Here is a 26,210-nt window from a genome sequence, read left to right on the forward strand (position 1 = left end):
CGCAGCGCGGTTGGCTCGTGCAACGGTGTTTGAACTGTAATCTTCTGTATTGACTGATTTTTCATTCTGTGAATTGAACATGATGCCGTGAACATATCACAGATTGCCTCTTGGTGGAAACAGTCCAGAATTTCAAGCCGTTGTGTTTGGCGGGCGTTATTCCCTGCTGCCGAGCCGTCGATCCTGAAGCATGAGGTCCGCGATCGTAAAGGCGGTCATGGCCTTCAGCACCGGGTTGATGCGCGGGATGGCGCAGATGTCATGGCGTCCGCCGATTCGCATGCATACGCGATGCCCTTCCACATCCATGCAGTGTTGTTCCTGAGCGATGGAGGGAATGGGTTTAACGAAGGCCCGGGCCACGATATCCTGACCGCTGGAGATACCGCCGAGAATCCCACCGGCGTTGTTGGAGGAGAAGCCGGTGGTGGTCATGTAGTCGTTGTTCTGGCTGCCGAGCGAACGGGCAGCGTCACACCCGGAGCCGATCTCCACGGCCTTGACCGCGCCGACGCTCATGAGCGCATGGGCCAGACAGGCGTCGAGCTTGTCAAAGACTGGTTCGCCAATGCCCGCGGGCAGGCCGACCACCCGCACTTCGACCACGCCGCCCAGCGTGTCTCCTTCGCCCTTCACCTGTTTGATGCGTTCCTCCCATTTGGGGATCGCATCCTCGTCCGGCGAGAAGAAGGGCATGAGTTGGGCGTTTTCGACATCATCGACCTCGGCAGCGATGCCGCCGAGTTCCGTGGTATACGCGTATACCGCGATTCCTTCGTTTCTGAGGAATTCCTGGGCGATGGCACCGCCCGCGACTCTGGCTACGGTTTCACGCCCCGACGAGCGGCCGCCGCCCCGATAGTCACGGATGCCGCCGTATTTGACGTGGTAGGTGAAGTCTGCGTGGCCGGGCCGGAATACGTCCTTGACCTTGGAGTAGTCCCGCGAGCGCTGGTCTTCGTTTTCGATGAGAAAGCCGATGGGTGTGCCTGTGGTTACACCTTCGAATACGCCGGACATGAGCCGGACGGTGTCGGACTCCTTGCGGGCGGTGGAGGCAAGCCCCTGTCCCGGTTTGCGGCGGTCCAGCTCCTGCTGGATGATTGCTTCGCTCATGGGAATTCCGGCGGGACATCCGTCCACGATGCCGCCCAGACCGGGGCCGTGCGATTCGCCGTAAGTCGTCAGCTTCAGGGTTTTTCCGAAAGTGTTGCCGCTCATGGTTTCTCCCTAATTGTTACGAAGCTTAAGGACGTTTTCCGCCTTGCCGAGAAGGACGATGGTGTCACCCTCGTTCAGGGGTTTGTGAGGATCAGGAACAAAGCTGAATTCCTCGTCCCCGACATATTTGATAGCAATAACCTGCACCTGATGTCGATTGGTAAGATCAAGGTCGCTGAGGGTCTTTCCCTTCCACACCTCTACCGCCACTTCACGAGTGATAACGTCCTCACCAAGTCCAAGATAGTCCATGATTCCGGGGACAAGCAACCGGTGCGCCACCTGCTTTGCCACGAATTTTTCCGGAAACACGACAAAGTCGACACCGAGCCGTTGCAGGACTTTTTCGTGCTGCGGGCTGACGGCCTTGACCCAAATCTTGCCCACGCCGAGTTCCTGCAGGTTCAGCACAACAAGGATGCTCGCTTCCATGGAGCCGCCGATGGAGACAATGACGTGGTCCAGCTCGTTGAAGCCGAGTTGCTCCAGTGCTGTGATGTCTGTGCCGTCCGCCTGATAGACCTGCGGAATCTCGTTGCGGAAATCCCGGACGTTTCGTTCATTGCGGTCGATGCCGATGAGGTCCTGGCCGAGGTCGTGCAGTGCGCTCGCAAGCGAACCGCCGAATTTGCCGAGACCGATGATGCCGATATCTATTTTTCCAGCCATGGTGGTACTCCTTGTCAGCCAAGCGGGAGGGAATCCTCCGGCAGCCGGTAGTGCGGCTCCTGCTGCCAGCTTTGCAGTGCGGAAAGAAGCCAGATCGGACCAAGGCGGCCAACAAACATGAGTAGTACGATGGTCGTCTTGCCGAAATTGGTGAGTTTGTCTGTTATTCCGGTGCTCAACCCAACGGTGGCAAAGGCCGAAACAACCTCGAAGAGCGTATCAAGAAAATGTCCGCGGAGCTGTTCGTGCGGGACGTCGCCGCCTTCGAAAATCTCCAGCAGCAGCACCGAGCCGCCTACGATGAACATGGCGAAAATGATGAGCGTGAAGACTCGGTTCATGGACTGCGGGTCGAGCGCGAAACGGCCAACACGCGTCTGTGTGGAGCCGTGAAATTGCGAAACAATGAATCCCCATATGGCCCTGAACGTCGTGGTTTTCAGCCCGCCGGCACAGGAGCCGGGGGAGCCGCCAATAAGCATCAGCACCAGCATCAGCACCAGCGAGACATTGGTAAGCCCCCCGATCTCGACGGTGTTGAATCCGGCGGTGCGGCATGTGATCGAGGTAAACAGCGACGTGAGCAGCTTTTCATGCCACGGAAGGGAAGTGTCGCCCCCCGCAAGCTCTGCGATCAGTATGAGGGCGCCCCCTGCGACAATGAGGAATCCGGTGGTTTTCAGTACTACCGAGGTATGCCAGCTGAACAGATAGGGACCGGGAAACGGCTTCGGTTTTCCGCGAAGACGGAGGGATGAATAATTCGCCAATTCGTTGAGCACGGCGAAACCGAGGCCGCCGAGCACGATGAGCAGCATGAAGACGCCGTTGACCGCCCAGTCGGTTTTCCAGCGTACGAGACTGTCGGGCTGCAGGCTGAATCCTGCGTTGCAGAATGCGCTGACCGAATGGAAAACGGCCGACCCCGGGGCAAAGCCTTCAGGGTCCAGCGACCAGAGGGCCACGGCCCCGACCGCTTCTATCAGGAATGTGCCGATGACTACTCGGAACAGGAAGTCGCGCAGGCTGAAGGTAGGGTCATGCAACAGGCTGTAGCCAACGGCCATGCGGTCGGTGAGGGAGATGCGCTGGCCCAGCAGGTAGAGCACGAGACTCGTGTACGTCATGATGCCGAGGCCGCCGAGCTGTATGAGGAGCAGTATTATCCCCTGGCCAAAGGGCGAGAAAAAGGAACCTGTATCCACCACGATGAGGCCGGTGACGCAGATGGCTGAGGTGGCGGTGAAAAGGCTGTCCACCCACGAGAGCGTCTTTCCCGGATGGGCGGCGTCCAGATGCAGGAGAACCGTGCCTACGGCAATGCCTGCGGCAAAGAAATAGATGGGAAGCCAGAAAGGACTGAACAGCTTGGTCCGCATGGTTGAGTGTATACGCCCGTGATGCGCGAAGGGCAACCTGTCGTTTTCACGACTCTTCGTCGTAAGTTGGTCAGCCTTCCAGAGCGGTGAGGATCAGGGCAAGTGTTGCCTCGGGCGTGGAGGCGCTGATGACCGCCGTGGCGCACTCGGAGTAGAGCGGTTCACGCTCGGCCAGTACGTCGCGCACTTCATCGGCCAGCCCTTTGCCGGTAAGCGAGGGGCGTTGCGACTCGTTGGGGTCGCACGCCAGTCGCTCGGCCAAGTCTTCCGGCAGGGTTTTTAGATATACAGTGAAGCCTTTCTTGAGAATCTCGCGGTTTTCCGGCCGCAGCACGATGCCGCCGCCGCAGCCGACAACCAGGTCTTCCGCATTGCTCACATCTTCCAGAACAGCGCGTTCCCGGTCTCGAAAGGCTTCCCAGCCGTTGCTCTCCACAAAGGGCGCTATTTCTCCATGCTTTTGAAAAAACAGTGCGTCCGTGTCGACAAATCGTCTTTTCAGCGCTTGGGCCAACTGTTTGCCGATGGTGGTTTTGCCGCAGGCTCTTGGGCCGATGAGGTAGATATTCCGCATGGATCGACGCTACAGCATCCATAGGGGCATGGCAACGGTGCAGATGTCAGGGTGGACGCTTCCCGCTTGCCGACATAATCCTTTGTAGATATATAACCCTATGCCCAAGCTAGAAAAATTGCGTCGTGTGCGGTTTCGCGGCTCTGATCGACGCGTTCTCTTTTTCGAGACCGGATACTTTCTCAACAGGGAAATCCAGAACACGGCCAAGGCTCTTGGTTGGGAGCTGCAATGCTTCCCGTTGCTTGATGAGTATGACGATCCCGACAAATTTCTCCCAGCCTTACTCGCTGCGGTTGATCGTTTTCGACCCGACTTCATTCTGACCGTTAATCATTTCGGTGTGGACCGCGCCGGGGGCCTGTTGCGTCTTTGCAAACGCATTGCGCTGCCATTGGCTACGTGGTTCGTGGATGACCCGTTGTTAACGCTGCCTTTTTTCGACGAAGCCCAAAATCCCTGGCTCACGGTGTTTTCCTATGACAGGGACTGCGTCAAACCGCTCAAGACGAACGGATACGCCAACGTCTTTCCTCTGCCGCTCGGTACGGATACGAGTGTATTCAACGAGAATGTCGGATTCGATGACCGGCTGGAATGCGATGTGTCTTTCGTGGGCGACAGCAAGCAGGCGTTTGTGCAGGAAAGGCTGGAGTACGGTCAGTTCCCGAAGGCGCTGCTGGACGCATGGGAAGAGCTTGCCGGGGCGTACCTTGAAGAAAAGGCCAGCGATCCGGTCGGGTTCATTACGCACAAGCGGCCAGACCTTTCCATGGATATAGGGCTCATCGGCCATGACAGGCGGGTATGGTTTGCCCAGCTGGTTCGCGCGGAAGCGACCAGACGGCATCGGGAGCGTTGCGTGCAATCCATGCTGCCGCTCCGGCCGACACTTGTGGGCCGGGACTGGCCCGAAATCGTTGGCTCTGCCAGTGGCGCACGGTTCATCGAAGCGCTCTCCTATTATGAGCATTTGCCCACGTTTTATCGAAGCTGCACGGTCAACCTGAACATAACCGGCACCGGAGCGGGTGTTCCCAATCAACGTATTTTCGATGTCCCGGCAGTTGGTGGTTTTGTGCTCACCGACAACGTGCCGCAGCTTTCGCGTTATTATGACATAGGCGACGAGGTTGCCGTATACGAGTCTCACGACGAGATCGCCGAGGCTATCCGGCGCTGGCAGCGCAACCCGAAAGAGCGGCGGGAAATGATCGAAAAAGCCATGCGCAGGACGCTTGCGGAGCATACCTACCAGCATCGCCTGCAGCGCATGGGTGACATTCTCTCGCGGCTGTATTCCTAAAAAACTTCGGAGGAGCCATGGCCGGAAGGCTGTATGCCATGAAAAAGGAGACCGTGCAGACTGTCATGGCCCACAACCAGATGCTGTCTTCCCTGTCCGGCGAGCTTGGCAGTCGATACGACATCAGGCCTGAGTTCGTTATCGTTCTTTCCGGATTTCTTCATCGAAAGCAGGCCAAAGGAACGTCTGCCTCCAAGGCCAGACTGGAGGCTCTCTGCGCGAAGTTGCGTGACGGGGCGATCATGGTCGAGTCGCGCGGCGACGACTGGGTGCTGTTTCGTGCTCCGGACGACTCGCTCGGCGAGAAAGGCAGGAGTGTCGGCAAATGGCCACGGCGCGTCGATCCTCTGGGGGCCGTGTTGTATGTTCTGATGGTCGCCGCCGGGGTTCTTTCCGTTGCTGCAATCTGCTATGTGCTTTGGGCGCTTGTGCAGAAGTATTTCATGTGATTGCTGATTGTTATCGACAAAAAAGGGCGGCATCGTTTTCGATGCCGCCCTTTGTCTTTATGAGTTGTCGTCTATCGGTAGTACAGGTTCCGGCCACCGATGGTGAGGAAGGCCTGATGCAGGTTTTTCCGGGCGTCCCTTCGGTCCCAAATGCCCTGAATGTGGCCGCGGGAGAGGCCTTTGAAGCAGTTGTGGTAATCCGGCGGGATGTCCAGTCCGGTGGTTTCCTTGATGACGCCGGGTCCGGCAAAGCCCAGCCGGGACGAGCGAATGGCGTACTGATAAGGGGAGCAGCCGAGGAAGCTCGCCACAGGACCGGCGTAGGAGTTGGTATCGTAAAGGACGATGTAGAGGCCCCCGGCATCGATGTAGTTTCGAACTGCCATGGTCACGCGGGGCATCTGGATCAGCCCGTTCACGCCTTCCTGAATCCTGATTCCGGCGGTGCCGTGGATATAGGCGAGGAACGGCTGGTGCTTTTTCTGGGCCAGTTCAAGGGCCCGAATCAGCTTTTCCCCTTCGGCTGCGCCAACCGAACCGCCCCGGAAGGGGGCCGTGAGCATGCCGCAGGTGAGGCGAATGCCTTCCAGGCTGGCGTGGAAGGTAACACAGGAGCTCTGCTGCCCGGTCTTTTCCTTGGCCGCTTCAATGCGGGCTTCGAAGTTTGGGAAGTCGGTGGGGTTGCCGGAGGCGATGTTCTGGTTGAACTCCACGATGGAGTTGTCGTCGAACACGTTGGCCAGATACCACTGGTATTCCATGGGGAAGTGGTATCCGCAGTGGGGGCAGACTCCGGCGTAGTCGGTGAAGAGGTCGCGGGCCCAGATGTCGAGGCATCCGCGCTTGGCAGCGTGCGGGCAGGTGATCTCCCTGTCGATGGCAGCCTGAGAGCTGATGTACTTGTGACCGTTATCAACGGGTGCAGGTCTCTTTTCAGGCTCGGAAAGTCCTGTCAGTTCCTTTTCCACCTGCTTCTCGTCCGATTTGCCGAGGCCGATCTTTTTGAGAACGGCCGAGCTGACGGAGGAGAGTTTGCCGGTGACCACGTGGATTTCGTCGGTCACTTCGTTGACGAGCCTGCCGACGCTGTCCTGAAGCGGCTTGATGATGCCGTAGCGGACAACCGAGTAGGTGGTGGACACAAGGCCTGAACGGGCGGCGCTGAGTTTTTCCAGCGCGGTGCGCTCGTCGTTGTAGGCGTGCTGGGCCATGCGACGGTATTTCTTGTACCGGCGGGAAACCAGCCGCTCGCGAGCCCCTTCGCTGAGGTCCCAGCGTACGATGATGTCCGGGTCCTTGCGGTAAAGGCGCATGGCCAATCCACGCAGGAAACGGATGCCGCGAACGCTCAGGGCCACTTCGTCGGTGGCCTGAATGACCTGCTGGCGCAGGGTGCGGTAGAAGTCGAAACTTTCGGACCGGGCACCGAGCGGCGGCTCCTGGACAATCTCATCAATATAGCCGTTGGCGAGGTTGTCCTGAGCGGTGATGCGCTGGGATATAGCGCACTTCTCGATGAGCTCACGGGACGCACGCTGCGGGGGCCTGATTCGGCCTTCAATGGCAGCCGCGCCTTCCGGTGATATGACCGAGTAATAGCCGTGCGAGAGCATCAACCGCTTGTCAGCCATGCCGATGGCTTCCGCGCCGCCGGAACCGCCTTCGGAGAACACGGCGACGACCGGCACGGACAGGCCGCACATTTCATAAATGTTTTCGGCAATCTGCTGGGCGGCGCCGGGGAAATCTTCCACCGGATAGGAGCCGGGCGTGTTCACATAGGCGTGAACGGGAATGTTTTCCCGCGCCGCGACCTTCATGTATTTGAGTGCCTTGTAGTTCCCCCACGGTTTGATGGAGCCGCCGTTGCGGAACTCCTCGCCGTGGCCCTTCTCCTGCCCCACGACCATGACCGGCTGGTTGATCACTTTCTTGCCCTTGCGCCGGGTGACGTAGGCGCGGGCGATGACCATGCCGGGGTCGATGGAATGCTCGTCCTGACCGCCGATCTCGTTGTAGTTGTCGTAGACGTTCTCAAGGATGTCCTTGAGGCTGACTCGCTGGGGGTGGCGTACGATGCGCACCTTGTCCATGGCGGTCAGCCTGCCGTCGTGAAGCTCCTCGAAGGCGCTCATGCGTCGCTGAAGCGCTTCAAGCGCCTCCACGGCCGCCTCTTCGGAGAGACCGGGATTGAGCTCGTTGAACCGGGTTATCTTGTCGAGGAGGGCGTCCAGTTCCGGCAGGTCCTTGCCCTCGAATATTTCACGTGCGTAGCTGGCGCGCTGCTGCAGCGCCTCGCGGAATTTCTCTGCATTCATAAGACTAGAATTCCAGAAGGTTTTCCGTCTTCCTCAGCAGGAAGGGGATGTTTGTCTTCATGGGGTCCCCGGACGCATCGACACCATCGAGCGTCAGGTTTTTCAGGAAGCGCACGCCGCGCTCCTTGGCCTGTTCCACGTCTTCGCCCCAGATGATAGCGAGGGCAAGGTTGGGGTCGTACTCGGTGGGAATCTGGTAATGACGGTCGCGCGGGACGTGGGTGTGCATCTCCAGCCAGCTTTCGTCTTTCCAGTCGAATTTCTCGATGCGGCCGACCCACGGGGCAAAGCCGTTCTCCGTGTCTTCGGCGATGATACGGTACTCGATGCCCACGCCGTCGAACCCGACATTGTCCTGCGTGTAGCCCAGCGGCTCGCCAAGTCCCACACGAATCTGTTCGCGGATGAGATTGACGTCCGGGTTGCCGTTCACATCCGCGATGCAGGCCGAGACACCGTTCTCCACCTGAATGCGGGTGTTGACTTCCATGAGGAAGGGGTCGCCGTTGGGGGTTACGATCCACTCCCAGGTGCCCACGTTGTCGTAGCGGACTTCACGGGCGATGCTCAGGGAGTGGCGGACAATATCGTCGAGCACCTTGTCCGCGTCAAAAGCATAGCCGATGTCCGAAGAGCGGAAGCCGGGCGCGACCTCGATGCGTTTTTGCAGGCCGGGGCTCTGTACCGAGCAGTTTCTGGTACCGAAGTGAACCGGATTCTTTCCGTCACGGTCAGCGATGATCTGAACTTCCAAATGGTTGAAGTCGAAGATGCGCTGTTCAATGAGGACGCCTCATCGTTGAACGTACGGAGCGAGTAGTTGCGGATTCGGCGGTAGGTCTGGCGGAAGCGGGCCATGTCCTCGACTTCGTCGATACCCATTCCGCCGCCGCCTGCGGAAGCCTTGACCAGAACGACCGGTCGCTTGACGCCCATCTTCTCCTGAAAGTCGAACAGGCTTTGGGCGATGGTCTCGGCTTCCAATTCATCATAGATGGGCCTGTCCGAGCCGGGAACGGTCGGCACACCCAGCTTTCGGGCAATTCGTTTGGTATTGATCTTGTCGCCGAGGTCGCGGATGACACGCCAGCTCGGGCCTATGAAGGTCATGGGCCTGTCGCGTTCGGTCACGCGGCGGGCAAACCGGTAGTTCTCCGAGAAGAACCCGTAACCCGGATGAATGGCCGTGGCCCCGGATTTGTCGGCAACAGAGAGAATGTCGCCGGCGTCGTTATAGTTCTGGATTCTGTATGCGGCCGTTTCGCCGCCAAGCGTACGGGCAAGTTCAACATGCCCGGAATCCTCATCTTCCGCCGTGTAGACCGCCACGCAGGGGATACCGAGGTCGGAGCAGGCCTGCATGATTCTGACGGCGATTTCCCCTCTGTTTGCGATAAGTACTTTATTTTCCATAATCTTTATATATGTGCTTTCTGTGGACCCGTAATCGGGTATTGACGAGCTTGATTTGATAGCGTTTATCACTGATTCTGGCAAACTTTTTTTGTGGATTGAAACAGGCATTTTAATTCATCTTTTCTCTTTCGAAACAATCCTTGGAAAAGCTGGCGTTTTTGACGAAGGGGCATCTTGCGGGTAAGATGATCGAAGCAAGGATTCTCTCCAGGTTTTTCTTTCAGAAACACAGTACCATGTCTGCGGAGATTTGCAGTGAAGCATTACGTGATTGTCGGCAATGGCGTCGCCGCGATTGGAGCGGTTGAAGGGATACGCGAGCACGACCCCGAGGGCCGGATAACGCTCATTAGCGAGGAGGCGGTGCCTACCTATGGCCGCCCGCTCATTTCATACTATCTGGCAGACAAGATCAAGCTGGATACCCTGCCGTACAGGGACGAGAAGTTTTACAATGACAACGGCGTAAAGCTCCGCCTGTCCTCGCGGGTTGTTTCCGTGGACCCGAAAGAGAAGCACATCACGCTTATGAATGGTGACACTGTTGCGTATGACGAACTGCTTCTGGCCACAGGAGGCACCCCGAAACAGCCGCCAATCTCCGGCATCGAGGGAGAGGGTGTATACAACTTTACCACGCTCGCCCATGCCGAGGCCCTCAAGGATGTAATCGATACTGTCGACAGGGTCGCGGTGATCGGTGCCGGTCTCATTGCCCTCAAAGCCGCCGAGGGGTTTGCGGAAAAGGGTGTTGACGTCACCGTCATCGTGCGTTCCCGGTTGATGCGCACCTACTTCGACGAGACCTCTGGCGAGCTCATAACACGTCATCTTGAAAAAAACGGGATGCGATTCCTTCAAGGTGCTGTTACCGAGGCCATCGTGCGTGATGGTGGCGGGGGCGTCAAAGGCGTGAAGACGGATAAGGGCTTTGTCGAGGCGGACATTGTCGTCGTTGCTGCGGGCGTGGCCCCCAACATGTCGCTTGCTGCCGAGGCCGGAATCACGACCGGAGAGGGGATCCGCGTTGATGACTTCATGCGGACCAGCGAGGAGACTGTCTATGCGGCGGGGGACGTTGCCGAAGCAAGGGACCTGCTTACCGGGGAATACACTGTCCGACCGATATGGCCCAACGCCTACACGCAGGGCAGGTATGCGGGCATGAATATGGCCGGGGCAAACCAGCCGTATTCCGGCGGCCTGTCCATGAACTCCATCACCTATTACGGCCTGCCGACCGTCTCTGTGGGGAAAACTGTCGAAGAACCCGGAGTCTCTGTCCACACTCATCTGGATGAAGAGGCCTTCATCTACAGAAAGCTTCTTTTCACGGAAGACATCCTTGTCGGTGTGATGCTTATCGGCGACATTGACGCTGCTGGTTTTTACACCAGTTTCATCAAAAACGCCTTCAAGCTGGACGATGATGGAATGCAGTTGCTCATCGAGGGTGAACCTTCACCTTCACTCTGGCCGGATGAGTATATTGAAGCGATGATGAACAACCCTTGAGATGGTGGAATTACATTTGAAACGGCACATGCCGTTGGTGATTACGGGCTGCGCTTATGCAGCCCGTTTTTTCATGCTTTATACACAGCTTTTGGGGCGATGGAAGTCGTGATATTTTCTAGATAATTTTTAACAAACCGTATTATATGATTTTAATGAGAGCCTTTGCGGTAATCATGAAACCGAGTGCAAGCACCAGAAACATGGCAAATCTGCGGAAAAAACTGTCTGAGAGTCTGCCGTAACTGCGCACTCCAAGGATGATTCCGATGCCGAGGGCGGGCAGAAGGCGAAGGAACAGCGAGGTCACTTCCCCTGTAATCATGCCGAAGGAATAGTGGGAGGTTGAGATGCCCAGCCCGGCGAGAAAGAAGTACCCTGCGAGGGTGGCCTTTATCTCGTCCTTGGGCCACGGCTGGGTGGTGGCGTAGATTATGATAGGTGGTCCGTTGGCACCGATGCTGCCACCAAGGAATCCGGCGAGCAGGCCCGTGAGGGCTATCCAGCGGCGTCTCCATTCAATCCGCTTCGGTTTGAACAGAAACTGGTATCCGATGAAGAGTATGATGGTGAGGCCCAGAAAAAGGGCAAGATAGTGTTGGACAACATGTTTGAGCGCCCATGCCCCCACCGGCAGGCCGGGGAGCGTTGCCACGAGCAGGAGGGCGAGTCGCTTGGCCGAAAGGCTTCGGCGTACCGAGTAGCAGACGCTTGCATTGATGCACAGTGCGAACAGGCTGATCAGAGGTATGACCGTTTTTATGTCGAGCATCAGGGAGAGAAGCGGCAGCGACAACAGCACGGAGCCAAAGCCGGTCAGCCCCTGTACGAAGCCTGCGGACATAATAATAAGGAACATTAGGGTATACTCAAGCATGATATCAGGGGTTTAGCAGAAGCGGAGCACGGGGACAACGACAATAATGCCAGTCAGTGCTTGCACTTGAATTCTTTTTTCAGATATACGGGGAAATATCATTATCTTTCCAAGGAGGAATCTATGGCCATTGTTATCGACGCTGATGAATGCATTGGTTGCGAAACCTGTGTGGAATTGTGTCCTGATGTATTTGAAATGGATGGCGACGGGGAGAAGGCGGTTGTGATTGCCCCGGATTCCGATGCTGACTGCGTGGACGAGTGCATCGACACCTGCCCGTCCGAAGCGATTTCAAGAGAGTAGACGGTACTTTTTTAACGGGACGCTCAAGAAGGGCGTCCCGTTATTATAATATCGGCATGTCCTTTACATGATTACCTTATGACGAGCTGACGAACAGCACCATGAAGGTGAGGGCATGACGATTACAGCACAGGACGAAAAGGTTACATCACGCGGCATCTGGGTAAGGGTTGCAATACCCACGCTGATGTCGCTTGTTCTTTTTGTCATTGCCATTTTTTTCGTCGAGATTCCCGAGTTCAAGAAAAGCCTCATGAGCCAGAAGCGCGATGGCGTGAGGAACGTCGTCCAGCTCGGTCTCGACATCATCCACCGTCAATACAAGCTTGAGCAGGCTGGCATCGTCTCCCGCAAGGAAGCGCAAAAGCGTGCGCTCTCCTTGCTCGCGACCATGCGGTTCGGTGTTGAGAAGAAGGACTATTTCTGGGTCAACGACATGCAGGGCGTCATGCTCATGCATCCGTATCGGCCCGAGCTTGAAAACAAACTCATTATTGACCTTGAAGATATTGAAGGTACGGAACTCATACGGGAGTTCATCGAGATCGTTGAGCGTGAGGGCGGCGGTTTTGTCAAGTATTACTGGCAATGGCAGGATCAGCGCAACCAGATAGAGCAGAAGATTTCGTACGTGGAGGGCTTTGAGCCTTGGGGCTGGGTTCTCGGTTCCGGACTCTATCTCGATGACATTGACCGCGAGGTTTCCACCTTCATACGAAGCCAGCTGTGGACCATGCTCGGCATCACGGTCATCATCGTGCTGCTTGCGTGTATCTCAATATGGCAGGGCGTGAAGGCTGACCGCCAGATGGCCCAAACTTTCGGCCTTTTCAAAGCCATTTTCAACCAGACCTACCAATTCATAGGCCTCATGAACATTGAGGGCCAGCTCATGCGTGTGAACCAGAGTGCGCTCGGTTTTCTCGGGGCCATGCCGAAGGACGTGGTCGGCGAGTATTTCTGGGATACGGACTGGTGGAATTATTCCGAGGAGCAATCCACGCTTTGCAGGGAGGCAGTGGAAAAGGCCAGAAGAGGGCAAGTGGTGCGTGGCAAGGCTTTTCACAAGAATTTCCTTGGCGACCTGCGCGTGGTGGATTTTTCCATCAAGCCGATCAGGGGCGCCGGAGGAGACGTGATGTATCTGCTTGCCGAAGGGCGCGATGTCACGGACTGGAAAATGGCCGAGGACGCGCTTCGGGCCAACGAGCAGTACAGCAGGATGCTGTTCGAGCAGGCGATAATCGGGCTGGCGGTTGTGGACGGAATGGGTAAATTCACCGATGTAAATGACTCCTTTGCGAAAATAATCGGCGATACACCTTCAGGGCTTGTGGGGGCGCTGTTCATCGACTGTCTGCCGGTCAAGGACGATCCCGAGCTGCACCCGGACGAGGATGGCAAGGTCCGGTCCGTGGAAAAGTGGATTCTGCGGCGTGACGGCAACGTGGTTCCCGTCCGCCTGGCTGGCATGCGATTTTCGGCTCGTTCCGGTGAGCGTATCATGTATTCGGTCGAGGACATTACCGAACTCAAGCAGGCCGAGGAAGAGCTTCGACTCAGCGAGGAAAAATACCGTGATCTCGTTCAGGACGCCCAGAGCGTCATCTTGCGATGGAGTACCGACGGCACCATTCTATTTGCCAATGAATTCGGTGTGAACCTCTTCGGCTTTAGCGAGGAGGAGCTTGTCGGAAAGCGGATGACGGATACGATAATGCCCGAAGGAGAAGCGCAGGAAGCCTTGCCGGAGCTGGTCAAGACCATAGCGACAAGCCCGGATAATTATCACTATGCCGAAATGTGGAACGTCTGCAGGGATGGCAGGCAGCTTTGGGTTTCGTGGACAAGCAAGCCTCTGTTTGATTCCACGGGCAAGCTTAGCGCGGTGCTTTCCGTTGGGCTGGACAGTACGGAGCGCAAGATAGCGCAGGATGAACTGAAGGCATTGAACGAAGAACTGGAGCAACGTGTTGAGGCGCGAACCAACGCACTCAAAAAGTCACTCGATTCTCTGAAGAAAACGCAGGAACAGCTGGTTGAGTCCGAGAAAATGGCGTCGCTCGGGGGGCTTGTGGCCGGTGTTGCGCATGAGATTAACACGCCAATCGGTGTCGGCGTCACGACGATTTCATTCCTTCAGCAAAAAGCCAATGAAATGGAGAAGCTTTATGCCGAAGGCAAGCTCAAGCGTTCGGATTTCGAAAAATTCATCAACCTGTCCATGGAGTCTTCTTCGGCCGTGCTGCTCAACCTCAGCCGGGCTTCGGAATTGATCCAGAGCTTCAAGCAGGTTGCAGTGGACCAGACCTCGGAAGAGCGCCGTCGTTTCGAGCTCAAGGGTTATATACACGAAGTGCTTCTCAGTCTGCGCTCCAAGTACAAGAGAACGCAGCACACGGTCAGCGTGGAAGGTGACGAGGCAGAGCTTGACAGCTACCCCGGCGCTATCATGCAGGTGCTCACGAATCTGCTCATGAACACTCTCAAGCATGGTTTTGACGGGATTGAGTCTGGAAACATCAGAATCACGGTCGAGGACGGCGAGGAGTCCGTGAGAATGGTCTATGCCGATGACGGCGTCGGAATGGACGAAGACACGCGCAACCGCATTTTTGACCCGTTCTACACCACCAAGCGTGGTCGCGGGGGGACCGGGCTCGGCATGCACATAGTCTACAACCTCATCACCCAGCGGCTGCAGGGAACGATTCTGTGCAAGAGTGAAAAGGGCGAGGGCACGACATTCATTGTTGAACTGCCGAAAAAAGGGCGTCTCCCCGAAGCGGACGAGTAACTAGACGAACTTCTTGTCTTCGTGAAGGATGTGGTTGGCCAGCCACTTGTTCAGGTAGGTGAATATCTGAAGGACCTCGGTGTTCTGCGGGTAATTATTGCGGAATCGTTCTGCTTCTTCCCAGAACTTCCTATGCTGTTCCCGGTGGTTGTCCAGACCGTCGTATCCACGCTCCTGCATGACTTGCTCTTCATACTCAAAATGTTCCTGAGCATAGGCGAGCATCCCGTCTATCAGCTTGAGGACCGTTTCTTCTTCGCGGCCCTTGGCTATGGCGTCGTAAGCAAGGTTGATCAGTTCAATAAGCTTACGGTGTTGCTCATCGACCTTTTCAATTCCCGTATCGAAACTGTTGTCCCAGCGAATGATCGGCATCTGGTCCTCCCTTCTCTTGTAGGAGGATAGCATTGCCGGAGAAAAAAGGGGAGGAGAATTTGGCCGGGACACATTCGAAATGCCCCGGCCGAGAGGATGGAGAACGTTCTAGTGGTTGCCGCAGTCGTGATGATTGCAGGCAATCTGCTGGTCCTTGACGTTTCCGGCAAGATACTGGTCGGCAACGTCCTTGACCGGACCGGAGCAGCCGCGGACGACTTCAATTCCGTTTTGGCCGAGCACCTGTACGGCACCCATGCCCATGTTTCCGGCCAGCAGAACTTTTACGCCCATGTCGGCCAGAACGCTGGCCACGTTGGACTTGCAGCCGCAGCCTTCCGGAGCGGGCAGGGTTTCATCGCCGACCACCTTGGCGTCTTCGACGGTGAGAATGGTAAAATGCTGGCAATGGCCGAAATGCTCGTCCACCATGTTGTCTCGGGTAGGAACTGCTATTTTCATGTTTCACCTCTTGGCTTGTTTGGTTTGGCAAAAGCCTATAGACCATGCGGAAAGAAAATGAAAGCGGTTCCTAATGACGACGTGTCAAGTAGGAAATATGTTTGCAGGACAAGCTGATGATGGAGCGGCATGAGCAAGAAGTACGTAGCCCCGATGCATACCGCCGAACATGTGCTCAATGGGGTCATGGTTCGGCTTTTCGGCAGGGGACGCTGTTACAGCGCACATATCAATCCCAAGAAGTCCAAGTGCGACTATCGGTTCGACAGGGATCTCACGGCGGACGAGGCTCTACAGGTTGAGCAACTCGTTAACGAGCAGCTCGCTCGAAATCTGGCCGTGCGTGAAGAAACGTTGAAACTCGACGAGGCGGCGAATCGTTACGATCTTGGACGGCTCCCGGAGGGAGTGGATACCGTAAGAGTTATCCATATAGGGGATTTCGACAGTTGCCCGTGTATTGGCGAGCATGTGTCAAACACTCGTGAAGTTGGGATGTTTCGTTTGACAACCCATGGTTTTGATGAGGGAACGCTGCGAATTCGCTTCAAACTGGAAGCCCGCTAGACTGCGTATTCGGTCGCCGACTGCTTACGCGCCCGTTCGCCACAGGAAACACATTCCCATGATGCTCTAACGACGTATACATTCCGTAGCGGATTGATATACCGGTGGTACGTATAGGCTTCGCACCTTTTGCAATACTTGATTTGCACGAGACTCCCCATTGTCTGACCCTCCGGGGCAGAGAGTCTTAAACATTTGTTTCAAGAGTGAGGCGATGATATGATTCTTAGAAGACAAATCTTGTGATACCGGAAAGATGTGGAAGCCATTCTAAACGGTTGGCGCTTTGTATTGGCATGCTGAGTATTTTGGTTTAGGTCTAGGGCGAGCACTAATCATTGGGAAGGTGTTGTATGTCAGGCGGGTGGTTTACAAGAGCGGAGAATCTCGCACATCCATGCGGGGTGTGGATTCTCTTTGCCTTGTTTTTATCGTTGGTGCCGCTCCCTGTGCATGCCGCCGATGATGAGATCATTTTTTCCCTTTTTTCCCGGGGATGGCCTCCTTTTGAAATGGTCGTTGACGGTGAGCCTCAAGGGGCAGCTCCAAAGTTTCTAGCCGCTGTTCTGCCTAAAGGGGTGCGCATGAAAGTGCTTCCCTATCCCGCCGCAAGACTCTATCTCTATCCGCCCAAGGGGCCGGTCCACGTTCGTCTCGAAGCCAAAGAGTGGATGTCCCCAAAGCACGACCTGCTTTGGTCGGTGCCGGTAATGAAATCCCTCAACGTGCTTTACTCACCGGCGCAAAGGCCTTTGGAGTTTACCGGGATTGACTGTCTTGAAGGCAAGGTCATCGGCTGCATCAAGAACTACTTCTATCCCGCAGTGCAACCGCTATTCGACGAAGGCAGGGCCACTCGTTACAATGTTAACGGCATGCAACCGCTTATGCGGATGCTCAAGGCAGGGCGCATTGATGCCGCCGTTCTGGACCAGAGCACGGCGCGCTGGTACATCGCAAGCCAGGCAGAGCTAACGCCTGACAACTTCCATGTGGCTTCCAACCCGGTGGATTCCGTGGATTTGCGCTTCGTGTTCAATAACATCCCTCAGTGGGAAGCCCGTTTGCCGGAGCTGAACGCCAATATTGAGCGCGCCCGAGAGCAGGGCGTATTTCAGCGTATTTTGAGTCAATTCGAATAACGCCACGTAGCAAGGGAGCTGGTGTGAAGATACGTTTTTCCCTTCTGTTTCTTTTTTTGATGGTTTCTGTTGCCCACGCACTTGATTTCGAGTCCGCAATCAATCCCGATGCCGGGTTCAGCCTCAAGGCGCTCAAGGCCGAGGCCGCAAAGGCGGTTCCGTCGGCTGCCACGCTGACCCGTGCGGAAGGCGGAGGTGCGGCCGCACTCGTTGTCTACACCAAGGGTGATTCGACCTATCGTTTCTCCCTTTCCGGCGAAGTTGAGCCGCAGGTGCCGGATGCACAGAGTTTTCAGTATCGCGGACATGATGCGTTGTTTTACCATCTCGGAAGCGATACTTCGGCCGCGCTCCTTGTTCAGCTTTCCCCCCAAGCCGGACTGACCGTTACCTGCACTCGCGCTTATGATGCGGCTGCCCTGAAGTTGAAGGATATGATGTCACTCGTCGACCCATCGATCTCGGGAAGCTCAAGCCTGCGTCCGCTGCCGGCTCCAATTAAAAAAGCGCACCACGCCGTCACCACGCCCCATATTTCCGCTTCCGGGTCATCGTTCTCCCGCGTGTCGCCGTCCGGCGGGACCGTGTGCAGGTGCAGTCCGCCCGCCACCTCCCGGCACCGGCGCACCAGAAACTCCCCGTGCGCGGACGCGATCACCACGGAGCCATGCCCCGGAACCCTTGAGCGGTCCACCACCAGCGTATCCCCGTCAAAAATGGCGCATCCCTCCATGTCGTGCCCGGCTGCACGAAAAAAGAAGGTGGCGTCCCGGTTTGTCACCAGCCGCTTGAAAATGTCGAGCGGATCGTTCAGGTAGTCGTCGGCAGGGGACACGAATCCCGTTTGCTGGTCGAGTGAAAACGATTGCGTCATGAGGGCTCTCCGCAGCATGCTGCCGGAATCTGCCGCCAACAGGTGGTGTAATTCGGAGAGAGGTGGTCGCGCTTGGTGCGCCAGTGTGCGTCAGAGCATAGCCCTTGGGCAGCGAACCCGAGCGTGTCGCGTCCGAAGCGTTCGTTTACGGTATCCAGAACCGCCATGGCCCGCCGTTGCCTGCGTTCCTGCAGCTCCGTTCCCTCGCAAATGGATACGAGGCTACCTTGCACGCCTGATTCCGGCTCAAGTCCGTAAAACATGACTCCGGCTTTGGCGTACCGGAATCCGTCCAGAAAGATGGAGCGCAGCCCCTTGCATGCGAGGCCGATGAGCCGCGCGGTGTCGGCTGTCGGCGGATGCAGGGCGCAGGAGTATGTTTCTTGGCAGCGAGGGCTTCCGTCGAAATATGAGGTGCGGATGTAGACACTCATGCCCGAAGCCATGAGACCCCGTTTTCTGAGTTTGGCAACGGCGCGAGCGGTGAAATGGGCCACGGCCTCTTCAAGGTCGGCACGTTCCGTGATCTTTTTGGCAAAGGAGCGCGAGGAGCGGATCGACTTCCGACTGGACGGGAGCGGGCGGTCGGCGCAGGAGCGGCCCCGAAGCTCCAGCACGGTATGCATGCCCCGGATGCTCAGGATTTTCCGTATCCTGTTGGTGTCGGCGTCCCGGAGCTGCCGCACGGTCCGGATTCCCAAACCTCGGAGCTTCTCGGTTGATTTTCGGCCTATTCCCCACACATCATCCACGGTAGGGCATCCAGAATTCTGTCCTGCCAATCACCCGGTTCCGGAAACACGAACACGCCGCCTCCTTCCGGCGGATTGCGCTTGTGCCGAATCTTGGCGATCTTGTTGGCGAGCTTTGCCAGCGTCTTGGTTTTGGCAATGCCGACACAGGTAGGAATCCCCACCCAGTCCCGGATGCGCTGCCTGACCCGGTGTGCCGCCGCCTCCGCATCCACGGTCGGGGGGATGTGCAGGAAGGCCTCGTCGATGGAGTAGACCTCGGTACAGGGCAACACGCCCGCCGCCGTCCGCATGACCCGCGCGGAAATATCGCCATACAGTTCGTAATTGCTGGAAAAAACGCTCACCCCGTGTTTTTGTATCAGTGGCCGAACCTTGAAATACGGTCTGCCCATGGGAATACCCAGCGCCTTGGCCTCCTCGGAGCGGGCGATGACGCACCCGTCATTATTGCTGAGCACGACAACGGGCCGCCCGAGCAGGTCGGGTCGGAACAGCCTCTCGCACGAGGCATAAAAGTTGTTGCAGTCCATGAGTCCGAAGTGCATTTGTTTTGCTTCTGTTTACTTTTTGTCAACCTAAGAAAAACATGTGCCGGTGTCAATGCGGACAGGGCGGTTATTGTGCATTGAGCGCACGCATGGGGGCGTGAAGCGTAAACAGGGATAGCTCTCAAATTCGGATCATGATAGCTTTGGGCAACCCGAATCTCCTTTGTGGCCAACGCCTTGGTCGCTCTTCCTGAGGACGGGCACGGGGGGCAGGGCTCTTGAGAAAGGCCCTTCAGGGTGACGGAATGCTGCACGCCATCGCAATGAGTCGGCAGCTGGCGAAATGATTGACTGACCATTCGATTCGGCTGGTCGCAAAACGCAAGGCAGAGCCAGAATAATGAAATTTCTTCCTTCTCAGTTGCTGTATTTCTTTCACGACCGTCGGGCGCAGCGCAATCTGCATTCGCTCATCAGGTTCATTCTGTTCCTGTGCCTTTTCATCGGGATGTACAGCGTCATATTTCATGTGCTCATGGAGATGGAAGGGCAGCATTATTCATGGATTACTGGCATCTACTGGACGCTTACAGTCATGTCCACGCTCGGCTTCGGGGATATTACCTTCACCTCGGACATAGGGAGAATCTTTTCCCTCTGCGTGCTCATGTCGGGCATTGTTTTTCTGCTGGTGATGCTGCCGTTCACCTTCATCCAGTTTTTCTACGCGCCGTTCCTTGAAGCTCAGAGCAAATCAAGGGCGGCGCGCGAACTGCCCGAGGATACTTCGGGACATCTCATCATCATCGGTTCCGACAGGGTGGCCCTCAGTCTGGCCTCGCGCGTCCGGCAATTCAACTATCAGTACTGCATTCTGGTCAATGAGGTGAACCACGCGCTGGATTTGGTCGATCAAGGGTACAAAGCCGTGGTGGGCGACTCCGACAACCCGGAGACCTATTCGCTCCTGCGGGCCGATCAGGCGGCCATGGTGGTGCTTTTGAGCGACGACATGAAGAACACCAACGCGGCCTATACCATCCGCGAGGTTGCTCCGCACGTGCAGGTGGTGGCCAACGCCGATTCCGAGGAATCGGTTGATATCCTACAACTGGCGGGGTCGAGCCATGTCTTCCAGTTCATGTACATGCTCGGGGAGATGCTCGCCCGGCGCACCCTCGGCACCGGCACGCGCAGCAACATCATAGGCAGCATCAAGCAACTCAACATTGCCGAGGCGCCCGCCGTGGACACGCCGCTTGTGGGCCGGACGGTCAAGGACAGCGGCCTGCGCGACGCCACTGGCATGAACATCGTCGGCCTCTGGGAGCACGGCCGTCTGGTGCCAGCCCGTCCCGAGACCGTCATCAGCGCAAAAACAATAATGATTCTGGCAGGAACCGAAGAGCAACTGGATGCCTACGACGACTTTGTTGGCGAAGCGCCGCCCATGGAGGCCCCGGTCCTGATCCTCGGCGGCGGCCGGGTGGGGCAGTCAGCCGCAAACGTGCTTGAACAGCGGAACATCGACTACAAGATCGTGGAGAAGAATCCCAAACTCATTCACGACGACATCCATTACGTTCATGGCAGCGCCTCGGACCTTGAGACATTGAAAGCAGCGGGCATCGACAGCGCGCCGTCGGTTTTCGTCACCACGCACAACGACGACCTGAACATCTACCTGACGATCTATTGCAGGCGGCTCAGGCCGGACATCCAGATTATCAGCCGTGCGACATTCGACAGAAATATCAACGTGCTGCACAAGGCCGGGGCCGATCTTGTCATGTCTTACGCCACCATGACGGCCAACACGATCATCAACCTGCTCAGTCCGGGCAAGGTGATGACCCTGACCGAGGGCCTGAACATTTTCCGTGTGGAGGTCGGCCCCTCACTTGCTGGCAAGACGCTCATGGATAGCAGCATCCGCGACGACACCGGTTGCAGCATCATTGCGGTCTCCCGTGACGATGAAATGGAAATCAACCCGGACCCGACCACCCCGCTGGGCAAGGGCTCCTCACTCCTCGTCATCGGCGCGGTCGAGGACGAACGACGCTTTTTGGATAAGTATCAGGCTTGATTCTGGGGAAGGTGGAAATCGAAAACCAAAAGGCCTCAAGTCCTATCTTTTATCGTTCATCATTCCCAAGGGGGGGCATGACATAACCTTCTCACCCCCCTTTTCATTCGTGCTCCCGCAATAAGGGCACACGCCGCGTGGCATATTCTTGGCTGCCCGGTTCATCCCTATGGCAAGCTGGAATGGAGATACGAGGTACATTTCAAAAACAGACAGTAGAGATGTTCGCGATTCGTCCTCACTCCATGGAGCCCTCGGAAAAGGTCCATGGGAAACTCCACCTATTGTGCGAATGCATCAGTAGGCAGCACGAGATACATCCGGGAAATCGTATCCAGCTCAACTGTTATGGTTTTGGTGTGGAGTTCGAGCAGATGGCCGCCGCCATCTTTGTCCTTGCTCAGGAAGTGTAAATGAAATCCGGGTACGGCGACGGACTTGGTCACTTCGGGGCAATAGAATCCCATAATGCTTCCTTCGGTGTGATCGTAGACGAACTCCGGCTGGGTTTTGACCACTTCGGACAAGGGCGGGTAAGGCTTTTGCTGCTTGGGAATGCTGCGGGTCTTGATGTGCTCGAAAAAGCCTGTGGCCTTGATAGCGTAAAAAAGATTCTTGCGGGGAATTTCTTGTTGAAGACGCTGGAGGAAATCCTCCCGGCTGGTTACGTCGGTCAGCGTCAGATGCTGGTCGGCCTTGAAAAAACTTGTCATGGCAAAGGGTGTTGTGGTCTGCGGGGGCACGACATGTACGCTGCCGTCTCCCCGAATCTGGTAGACGGTATCACCGGAAATCACCATTTCGCCATCGAACCCGTCAAAAGTACCGATGCCCATATCTCCGTGTTCTAACAATTCGGCACAGGTGGTGTTGCCGTCGTATACGCCTGCAAGTAGTGCATTGCCGTTGCCGGTTTGAAACAGTACCGATTCGTCCGCATGGACAGACGGACAGCTGGAGAATACCAGCAGCAGACAGACAAGGGCGGACCGGAGTGCGGCTGTCCAGCGATGCGTCATGATAGCCTCCAGCGAGAAATGCGTATGGTTGTCTATTGCGTTTAGGCATAGCAAAAATGAAAAAGGCAGGCTACCGGAGCAGCCCGCCTTTTGGTTGTAAGCCAATCATGTACCAATTATCAGAAACTCTCGTTCAATCCCTGCTTGCAATCGATTGCAAAGGCTTGTTTGCCTTATCATCATTGGTTATTCTTCCAGTCTAACGATCGTAAACAGGGACGGCCCGGGGCTGACTGCCTTGGTTCACCCTTTCTTTTCGCTCTGAAGGTGGAAAATAAATAAAGAGATTCAAGCTAAGCGCTTAAATCTCTTTAATTATTACATGGCGGAGAGGGTGGGATTCGAACCCACGTACGGGGGGTACCCGTAACTCGATTTCGAGTCGAGCGCGTTACGGCCGGACTTCGCTACCTCTCCGCATTTTGGTGCGGCATGTGGCTAATGCCGATTGGGATGCCGTTTATAAACACAGATGGCTCGGGATGCAAGCGTGAATTTCATCAACGTTTGCGGCGGCTCAGGAAAAACCGTTGCAAAACCGACGCACATTCGTCCTGCATCACGCCGCCGACGTGCCAGAGCCGGTGGTTTGAAAACGGCAGGCTGTGCCCCTCAAGGTTCGAGACCAGTGCGCCGCGCTTGGGGTCCGCAGCGCCGAAGACAACGCCGGAAACGCGGGCGTGCAGGATCGCGCCGAGGCACATGATGCACGGCTCCAGAGTGACCGCGAGGATGGTGCCCGGAAGCCGGTAGTTGGAGAGCGTCTCACCGGCTTTACGCAGGCAGAGAACCTCGGCGTGTCCGGTGGGGTCGTGCAGCGTGATGGGCGCGTTGTGGGCCGAGGCGATCAGCTCGCCGTCCGCAGTGAAAAGCGCCGCGCCGATGGGAGCTTCTTCCACATCGGCAGCGGCGAATGCTTCGCGCAGTGCGATTTCCATCATGGACCGCCAGTCCGGCCCGACAGGGGGGACAGGCGCGGGGCGCACGGCTATTCTCCCTTCAGGTGCCGGACCCCGCCTTCCAGAAGCGCGGTGCCGAGCGTTCCGATCTGACCGCGCGTCCATTGCGGGTGGTTGGTCGGATGGTTGAACGCCTCGGGGTGGGGCATCAGGCCCAGAATCCGGCCGCTCGGGTCGGTGAGGCCCGCGATGCCGAGGGGAGAACCGTTCGGATTGTAAGGATAATCCATAGTCACATCGCCCGATTCCGGGTGAACGTACTGAAGGGCGATGTGGTTGCCCGCGCTCAGTTCTTCAAGGAATGCTTCATCTTTCGGGATGATCTTTCCTTCGCCGTGGCGCACGGGGGCGTAGAGCGTGTCTATGTGCCGGGTGAAGACGCAGGGGGACTGCGGGTTGGCCTTGAGCGTCACCCACCGGTCTTCGTATTTGTTCGAGTCGTTGTAGGAGAGGGAGACCTGACGCTCGAAATATGCGCCGCCCACGGCAGGGAGCAGGCCGAGCTTCACCAGAAGCTGGAAGCCGTTGCAGATGCCGAGGATGACGCCGCCGGCGTCGAAAAATGCTTTCAGTTGATCAAGGACCGGCTTTCCTTCATTATCTTCGGACCAGCGCCAGCGGTGCGCAGCGGCCTGCGCGGCACCGAGATCGTCGCCGTCGAGAAATCCGCCGGGGAAGATAAGGTAATTGTAGTCTTCCATGCGGACGAGGCCGCGGGCTATATCGGAAAAATGCACGATGGTCGCGGCTTCGGCCCCGACTTCCCTGACGGAATGTGCGCATTCCTGTTCACAATTGGTGCCGTATCCGGTAATGACCAGTGCGTTCACGCGGGCCATGGATTCATCCTCCCGTATTGACATATCCGTGCGGCCCTGCAAAATACTCGTGAGCCGCGTTGCTGCGGAAGTACATACGTGCGGGCGGGGCGGCAGTCAACAATGCGATTTGCCGGGCACGAGCCCGGTATCATTTTATTTACGTCAACGGATCAATCAAGGGGCATTCCGAGGTATGAAAACCAAGTTCATCTTCATTACGGGCGGCGTTCTTTCCTCTCTGGGTAAAGGACTGGCGGCAGCTTCCATCGGCGCTTTGCTTCAGGCGCGCGGACTCAAGGCCACCATTCAGAAACTCGACCCGTACATCAACGTCGACCCGGGAACGATGAACCCGTTCCAGCATGGTGAAGTGTATGTGACCGACGACGGGGCGGAAACCGACCTCGACCTTGGCCACTACGAGCGGTACCTCGATGTGCCCATGAGCCAGCGCAACAACTATACCTCCGGCTCCATTTACAACACCGTCATCCAGAAAGAACGCCGCGGCGACTACCTCGGCGGCACCGTTCAGGTCATTCCGCATGTGACCAACCAGATCAAGGAATCCGTCCTGAGCATGCCCAGGGACGAAGACGTGGCGCTCATCGAGATCGGCGGCACGGTCGGCGACATCGAGGGCCTGCCCTTCCTCGAGGCCATCCGCCAACTCAAGAATGATCTGGGTAAGGAGAACGTCCTCTACATTCACCTCACGCTGGTGCCCTACATGCGTGCAGCCGGTGAGTTGAAGACCAAGCCCACCCAGCACTCCGTCAAGGAGCTGCGCAGCATCGGCATCCAGCCGGACATCATCCTCTGTCGCTCCGAAGTGGAGATGGACGAAGACCTCAAGCGCAAGATCGCCCTGTTCTGCGACGTTGACTCCGACGCCGTGTTCAGCGCCGTGGACGTCAAGAGCATCTATCAGGTGCCCCTGAGCTTTTATGAGGAAGGCGTTGACCAGAAGATCGCCATACTCCTCAAGCTGCCCGCCAAGAACGCGGTCCTTGAGCCGTGGGAAGACCTGTGCGACGCGCTGGAGAATCCCACCGGCAGGGTGCGTATCGGCATTGTCGGCAAGTACGTGGACCTGACCGAGGCATACAAGTCGCTCCATGAAGCGCTTGTGCACGGCGGCGTGGCCAACGAGGTGAAGGTCGAGCTTGAGTACGTGAACTCCGAGAAGCTCACTCCCAAGAATTACGAGCGCAAGCTCAAGCATCTCGACGGCATCCTCGTGCCCGGCGGCTTCGGCTCCCGTGGTGTCGAAGGCAAGATTCTTTCCATCAAGTACGCCCGCGAGAACAAGGTGCCGTTCTTCGGCATCTGTCTGGGCATGCAGTGCGCGGTCATCGAGTTCGCCCGCAACGTGGCCGGGCTTGAAGGTGCCAACTCCGAGGAGTTCGACCAGACGACCGCCAATAACGTCATCTATCTCATGACCGAGTGGTACGACTTCCGCACCAAGAAGACCGAAGTGCGCGACGAATCCTCGGAAAAGGGCGGCACCATGCGTCTCGGCGCGTACCCCTGCAAGCTCTACAAGGATACCAACGCCCACAACGCCTACGGCGTGACCAACATCGACGAACGTCACCGCCACCGCTATGAATTCAACAACAAGTTCTCCGAAGTGCTCAAGGAGAACGGGCTGGTCCTTTCCGGCACTTCTCCGGACGGCGAACTGGTAGAGATCGTGGAAATCCCGGAACATCCGTGGTTCCTCGGCTGCCAGTTCCACCCCGAGTTCAAGTCCAATCCCATGCGGCCGCATCCGCTCTTCCGCGACTTCATCAAGGCCGCCAAGACCGTGAAGGACGGCGAGTAGG

23 protein-coding genes, 1 tRNA gene and 1 pseudogene are annotated in these 26,210 nt (G+C 56.9%); 9 read left to right on the forward strand and 16 right to left on the reverse strand.

Annotated features, from left to right (window positions below):
- Positions 1-156: 156 nt before the first annotated feature.
- The 4 genes from aroC to aroL all read right to left on the reverse strand — a co-directional run bounded on the left by aroC (position 157) and on the right by aroL (position 3,843).
- On the reverse strand, positions 157-1,221 hold the full coding sequence (gene aroC / locus JCM12178_RS00360; protein ID WP_054648007.1) for a chorismate synthase: 1,065 nt from the start codon (positions 1,219-1,221) through the stop codon (positions 157-159).
- A gap of 9 nt (positions 1,222-1,230) precedes the next feature.
- A complete protein-coding gene (locus JCM12178_RS00365; RefSeq protein WP_054648008.1) occupies positions 1,231-1,890 on the reverse strand; it encodes a potassium channel family protein in 660 nt (219 codons plus the stop codon).
- 14 nt (positions 1,891-1,904) lie between these two features.
- Positions 1,905-3,269: a TrkH family potassium uptake protein gene (locus tag JCM12178_RS00370; RefSeq protein WP_054648009.1), complete on the reverse strand. Its 1,365-nt coding sequence runs from the start codon at positions 3,267-3,269 to the stop codon at positions 1,905-1,907.
- A gap of 70 nt (positions 3,270-3,339) precedes the next feature.
- On the reverse strand, positions 3,340-3,843 hold the full coding sequence (aroL, locus tag JCM12178_RS00375) for a shikimate kinase AroL (protein ID WP_054648010.1): 504 nt from the start codon (positions 3,841-3,843) through the stop codon (positions 3,340-3,342).
- Between the two features lie 100 nt (positions 3,844-3,943).
- Here aroL and JCM12178_RS00380 point away from each other — a divergent pair, with 100 nt between their 5' ends.
- Both JCM12178_RS00380 and JCM12178_RS00385 read left to right on the forward strand, forming a co-directional pair.
- Positions 3,944-5,149, forward strand: a complete 1,206-nt coding sequence (locus tag JCM12178_RS00380; protein WP_083465651.1) for a CgeB family protein — start codon at positions 3,944-3,946, stop codon at positions 5,147-5,149.
- 17 nt (positions 5,150-5,166) lie between these two features.
- A complete protein-coding gene (locus JCM12178_RS00385; protein ID WP_054648012.1) occupies positions 5,167-5,598 on the forward strand; it encodes a hypothetical protein in 432 nt (143 codons plus the stop codon).
- 71 nt (positions 5,599-5,669) lie between these two features.
- Here JCM12178_RS00385 and JCM12178_RS00390 read toward each other — a convergent pair whose 3' ends face one another.
- On the reverse strand, positions 5,670-7,916 hold the full coding sequence (locus JCM12178_RS00390; protein WP_054648013.1) for a carboxyl transferase domain-containing protein: 2,247 nt from the start codon (positions 7,914-7,916) through the stop codon (positions 5,670-5,672).
- A 4-nt stretch (positions 7,917-7,920) separates the two neighbouring features.
- A pseudogene (locus JCM12178_RS00395) lies at positions 7,921-9,329 on the reverse strand (biotin carboxylase N-terminal domain-containing protein).
- A 258-nt stretch (positions 9,330-9,587) separates the two neighbouring features.
- Here JCM12178_RS00395 and JCM12178_RS00400 point away from each other — a divergent pair.
- Positions 9,588-10,847: an NAD(P)/FAD-dependent oxidoreductase gene (locus JCM12178_RS00400; RefSeq protein ID WP_054648014.1), complete on the forward strand. Its 1,260-nt coding sequence runs from the start codon at positions 9,588-9,590 to the stop codon at positions 10,845-10,847.
- Between the two features lie 142 nt (positions 10,848-10,989).
- Here JCM12178_RS00400 and JCM12178_RS00405 read toward each other — a convergent pair whose 3' ends face one another.
- Positions 10,990-11,706: a sulfite exporter TauE/SafE family protein gene (locus JCM12178_RS00405; protein WP_172677044.1), complete on the reverse strand. Its 717-nt coding sequence runs from the start codon at positions 11,704-11,706 to the stop codon at positions 10,990-10,992.
- 141 nt (positions 11,707-11,847) lie between these two features.
- On the opposite strand from JCM12178_RS00405, the gene JCM12178_RS00410 reads away from it, so the two are divergent.
- Together JCM12178_RS00410 and JCM12178_RS00415 are read left to right on the forward strand one after the other, a co-directional pair.
- Positions 11,848-12,030: a ferredoxin gene (locus JCM12178_RS00410; protein ID WP_054648016.1), complete on the forward strand. Its 183-nt coding sequence runs from the start codon at positions 11,848-11,850 to the stop codon at positions 12,028-12,030.
- Between the two features lie 115 nt (positions 12,031-12,145).
- Positions 12,146-14,827 (forward strand): PAS domain S-box protein, encoded by a 2,682-nt coding sequence (locus tag JCM12178_RS00415; protein WP_083465653.1) that lies wholly within the window; start codon positions 12,146-12,148, stop codon positions 14,825-14,827.
- On the opposite strand, the gene JCM12178_RS00420 is transcribed toward JCM12178_RS00415, so the two are convergent.
- Together JCM12178_RS00420 and JCM12178_RS00425 are read right to left on the reverse strand one after the other, a co-directional pair.
- Positions 14,828-15,202, reverse strand: a complete 375-nt coding sequence (locus JCM12178_RS00420; RefSeq protein ID WP_054648018.1) for a bacteriohemerythrin — start codon at positions 15,200-15,202, stop codon at positions 14,828-14,830.
- 108 nt (positions 15,203-15,310) lie between these two features.
- Entirely contained in the window at positions 15,311-15,664 is a 354-nt protein-coding gene (locus JCM12178_RS00425; RefSeq protein WP_054648019.1) for a NifB/NifX family molybdenum-iron cluster-binding protein, read from the reverse strand.
- A 129-nt stretch (positions 15,665-15,793) separates the two neighbouring features.
- Here JCM12178_RS00425 and JCM12178_RS00430 point away from each other — a divergent pair, with 129 nt between their 5' ends.
- Positions 15,794-16,231 (forward strand): alanyl-tRNA editing protein, encoded by a 438-nt coding sequence (locus JCM12178_RS00430; protein ID WP_054648020.1) that lies wholly within the window; start codon positions 15,794-15,796, stop codon positions 16,229-16,231.
- 353 nt (positions 16,232-16,584) lie between these two features.
- Entirely contained in the window at positions 16,585-17,373 is a 789-nt protein-coding gene (locus JCM12178_RS00435; RefSeq protein WP_083465655.1) for a substrate-binding periplasmic protein, read from the forward strand.
- Between the two features lie 403 nt (positions 17,374-17,776).
- On the opposite strand, the gene JCM12178_RS00445 is transcribed toward JCM12178_RS00435, so the two are convergent.
- The 3 genes from JCM12178_RS00445 to JCM12178_RS19040 are packed head-to-tail and all read right to left on the reverse strand — an operon-like array spanning position 17,777 to position 19,547.
- Positions 17,777-18,247: a LexA family protein gene (locus tag JCM12178_RS00445; RefSeq protein ID WP_054648023.1), complete on the reverse strand. Its 471-nt coding sequence runs from the start codon at positions 18,245-18,247 to the stop codon at positions 17,777-17,779.
- Entirely contained in the window at positions 18,244-18,933 is a 690-nt protein-coding gene (locus tag JCM12178_RS19035; protein WP_054648024.1) for a DinB/UmuC family translesion DNA polymerase, read from the reverse strand. Before JCM12178_RS19035 ends, JCM12178_RS00445 begins: the two co-directional genes overlap by 4 nt.
- A 44-nt stretch (positions 18,934-18,977) precedes the next feature.
- Positions 18,978-19,547, reverse strand: coding sequence for a Y-family DNA polymerase (locus JCM12178_RS19040; protein WP_054648025.1), 570 nt, complete (start codon positions 19,545-19,547; stop codon positions 18,978-18,980).
- A gap of 343 nt (positions 19,548-19,890) precedes the next feature.
- Between JCM12178_RS19040 and JCM12178_RS00460 the strand changes: the two genes are divergently transcribed.
- Entirely contained in the window at positions 19,891-21,579 is a 1,689-nt protein-coding gene (locus JCM12178_RS00460) for a potassium channel family protein (protein ID WP_054648026.1), read from the forward strand.
- A 281-nt stretch (positions 21,580-21,860) separates the two neighbouring features.
- Here the strand turns inward: JCM12178_RS00460 and budA are convergent, their stop codons facing one another.
- From budA to JCM12178_RS00480, 4 genes are all read right to left on the reverse strand, one after another.
- A complete protein-coding gene (budA, locus tag JCM12178_RS00465) occupies positions 21,861-22,598 on the reverse strand; it encodes an acetolactate decarboxylase (RefSeq protein ID WP_054648027.1) in 738 nt (245 codons plus the stop codon).
- A 323-nt stretch (positions 22,599-22,921) separates the two neighbouring features.
- Positions 22,922-23,015 (reverse strand) — tRNA-Ser (locus tag JCM12178_RS00470).
- An 83-nt stretch (positions 23,016-23,098) separates the two neighbouring features.
- The gene (locus JCM12178_RS00475) at positions 23,099-23,539 is read right to left on the reverse strand and encodes a nucleoside deaminase (RefSeq protein WP_054648028.1); all 441 of its coding nucleotides are present in this window, start codon (positions 23,537-23,539) and stop codon (positions 23,099-23,101) included.
- A gap of 47 nt (positions 23,540-23,586) precedes the next feature.
- Positions 23,587-24,396: a phosphoribosylformylglycinamidine synthase subunit PurQ gene (locus JCM12178_RS00480; protein ID WP_054648029.1), complete on the reverse strand. Its 810-nt coding sequence runs from the start codon at positions 24,394-24,396 to the stop codon at positions 23,587-23,589.
- A gap of 175 nt (positions 24,397-24,571) precedes the next feature.
- On the opposite strand from JCM12178_RS00480, the gene pyrG reads away from it, so the two are divergent.
- The gene (gene pyrG, locus JCM12178_RS00485) at positions 24,572-26,209 is read left to right on the forward strand and encodes a CTP synthase (protein ID WP_054648030.1); all 1,638 of its coding nucleotides are present in this window, start codon (positions 24,572-24,574) and stop codon (positions 26,207-26,209) included.
- Position 26,210 lies beyond the last annotated feature (1 nt).

The sequence above is a fragment of the Salidesulfovibrio brasiliensis JCM 12178 genome, assembly GCF_001311825.1.
In the GTDB taxonomy this organism is placed as follows: Bacteria; Desulfobacterota; Desulfovibrionia; order Desulfovibrionales; family Desulfovibrionaceae; genus Pseudodesulfovibrio; species Pseudodesulfovibrio brasiliensis.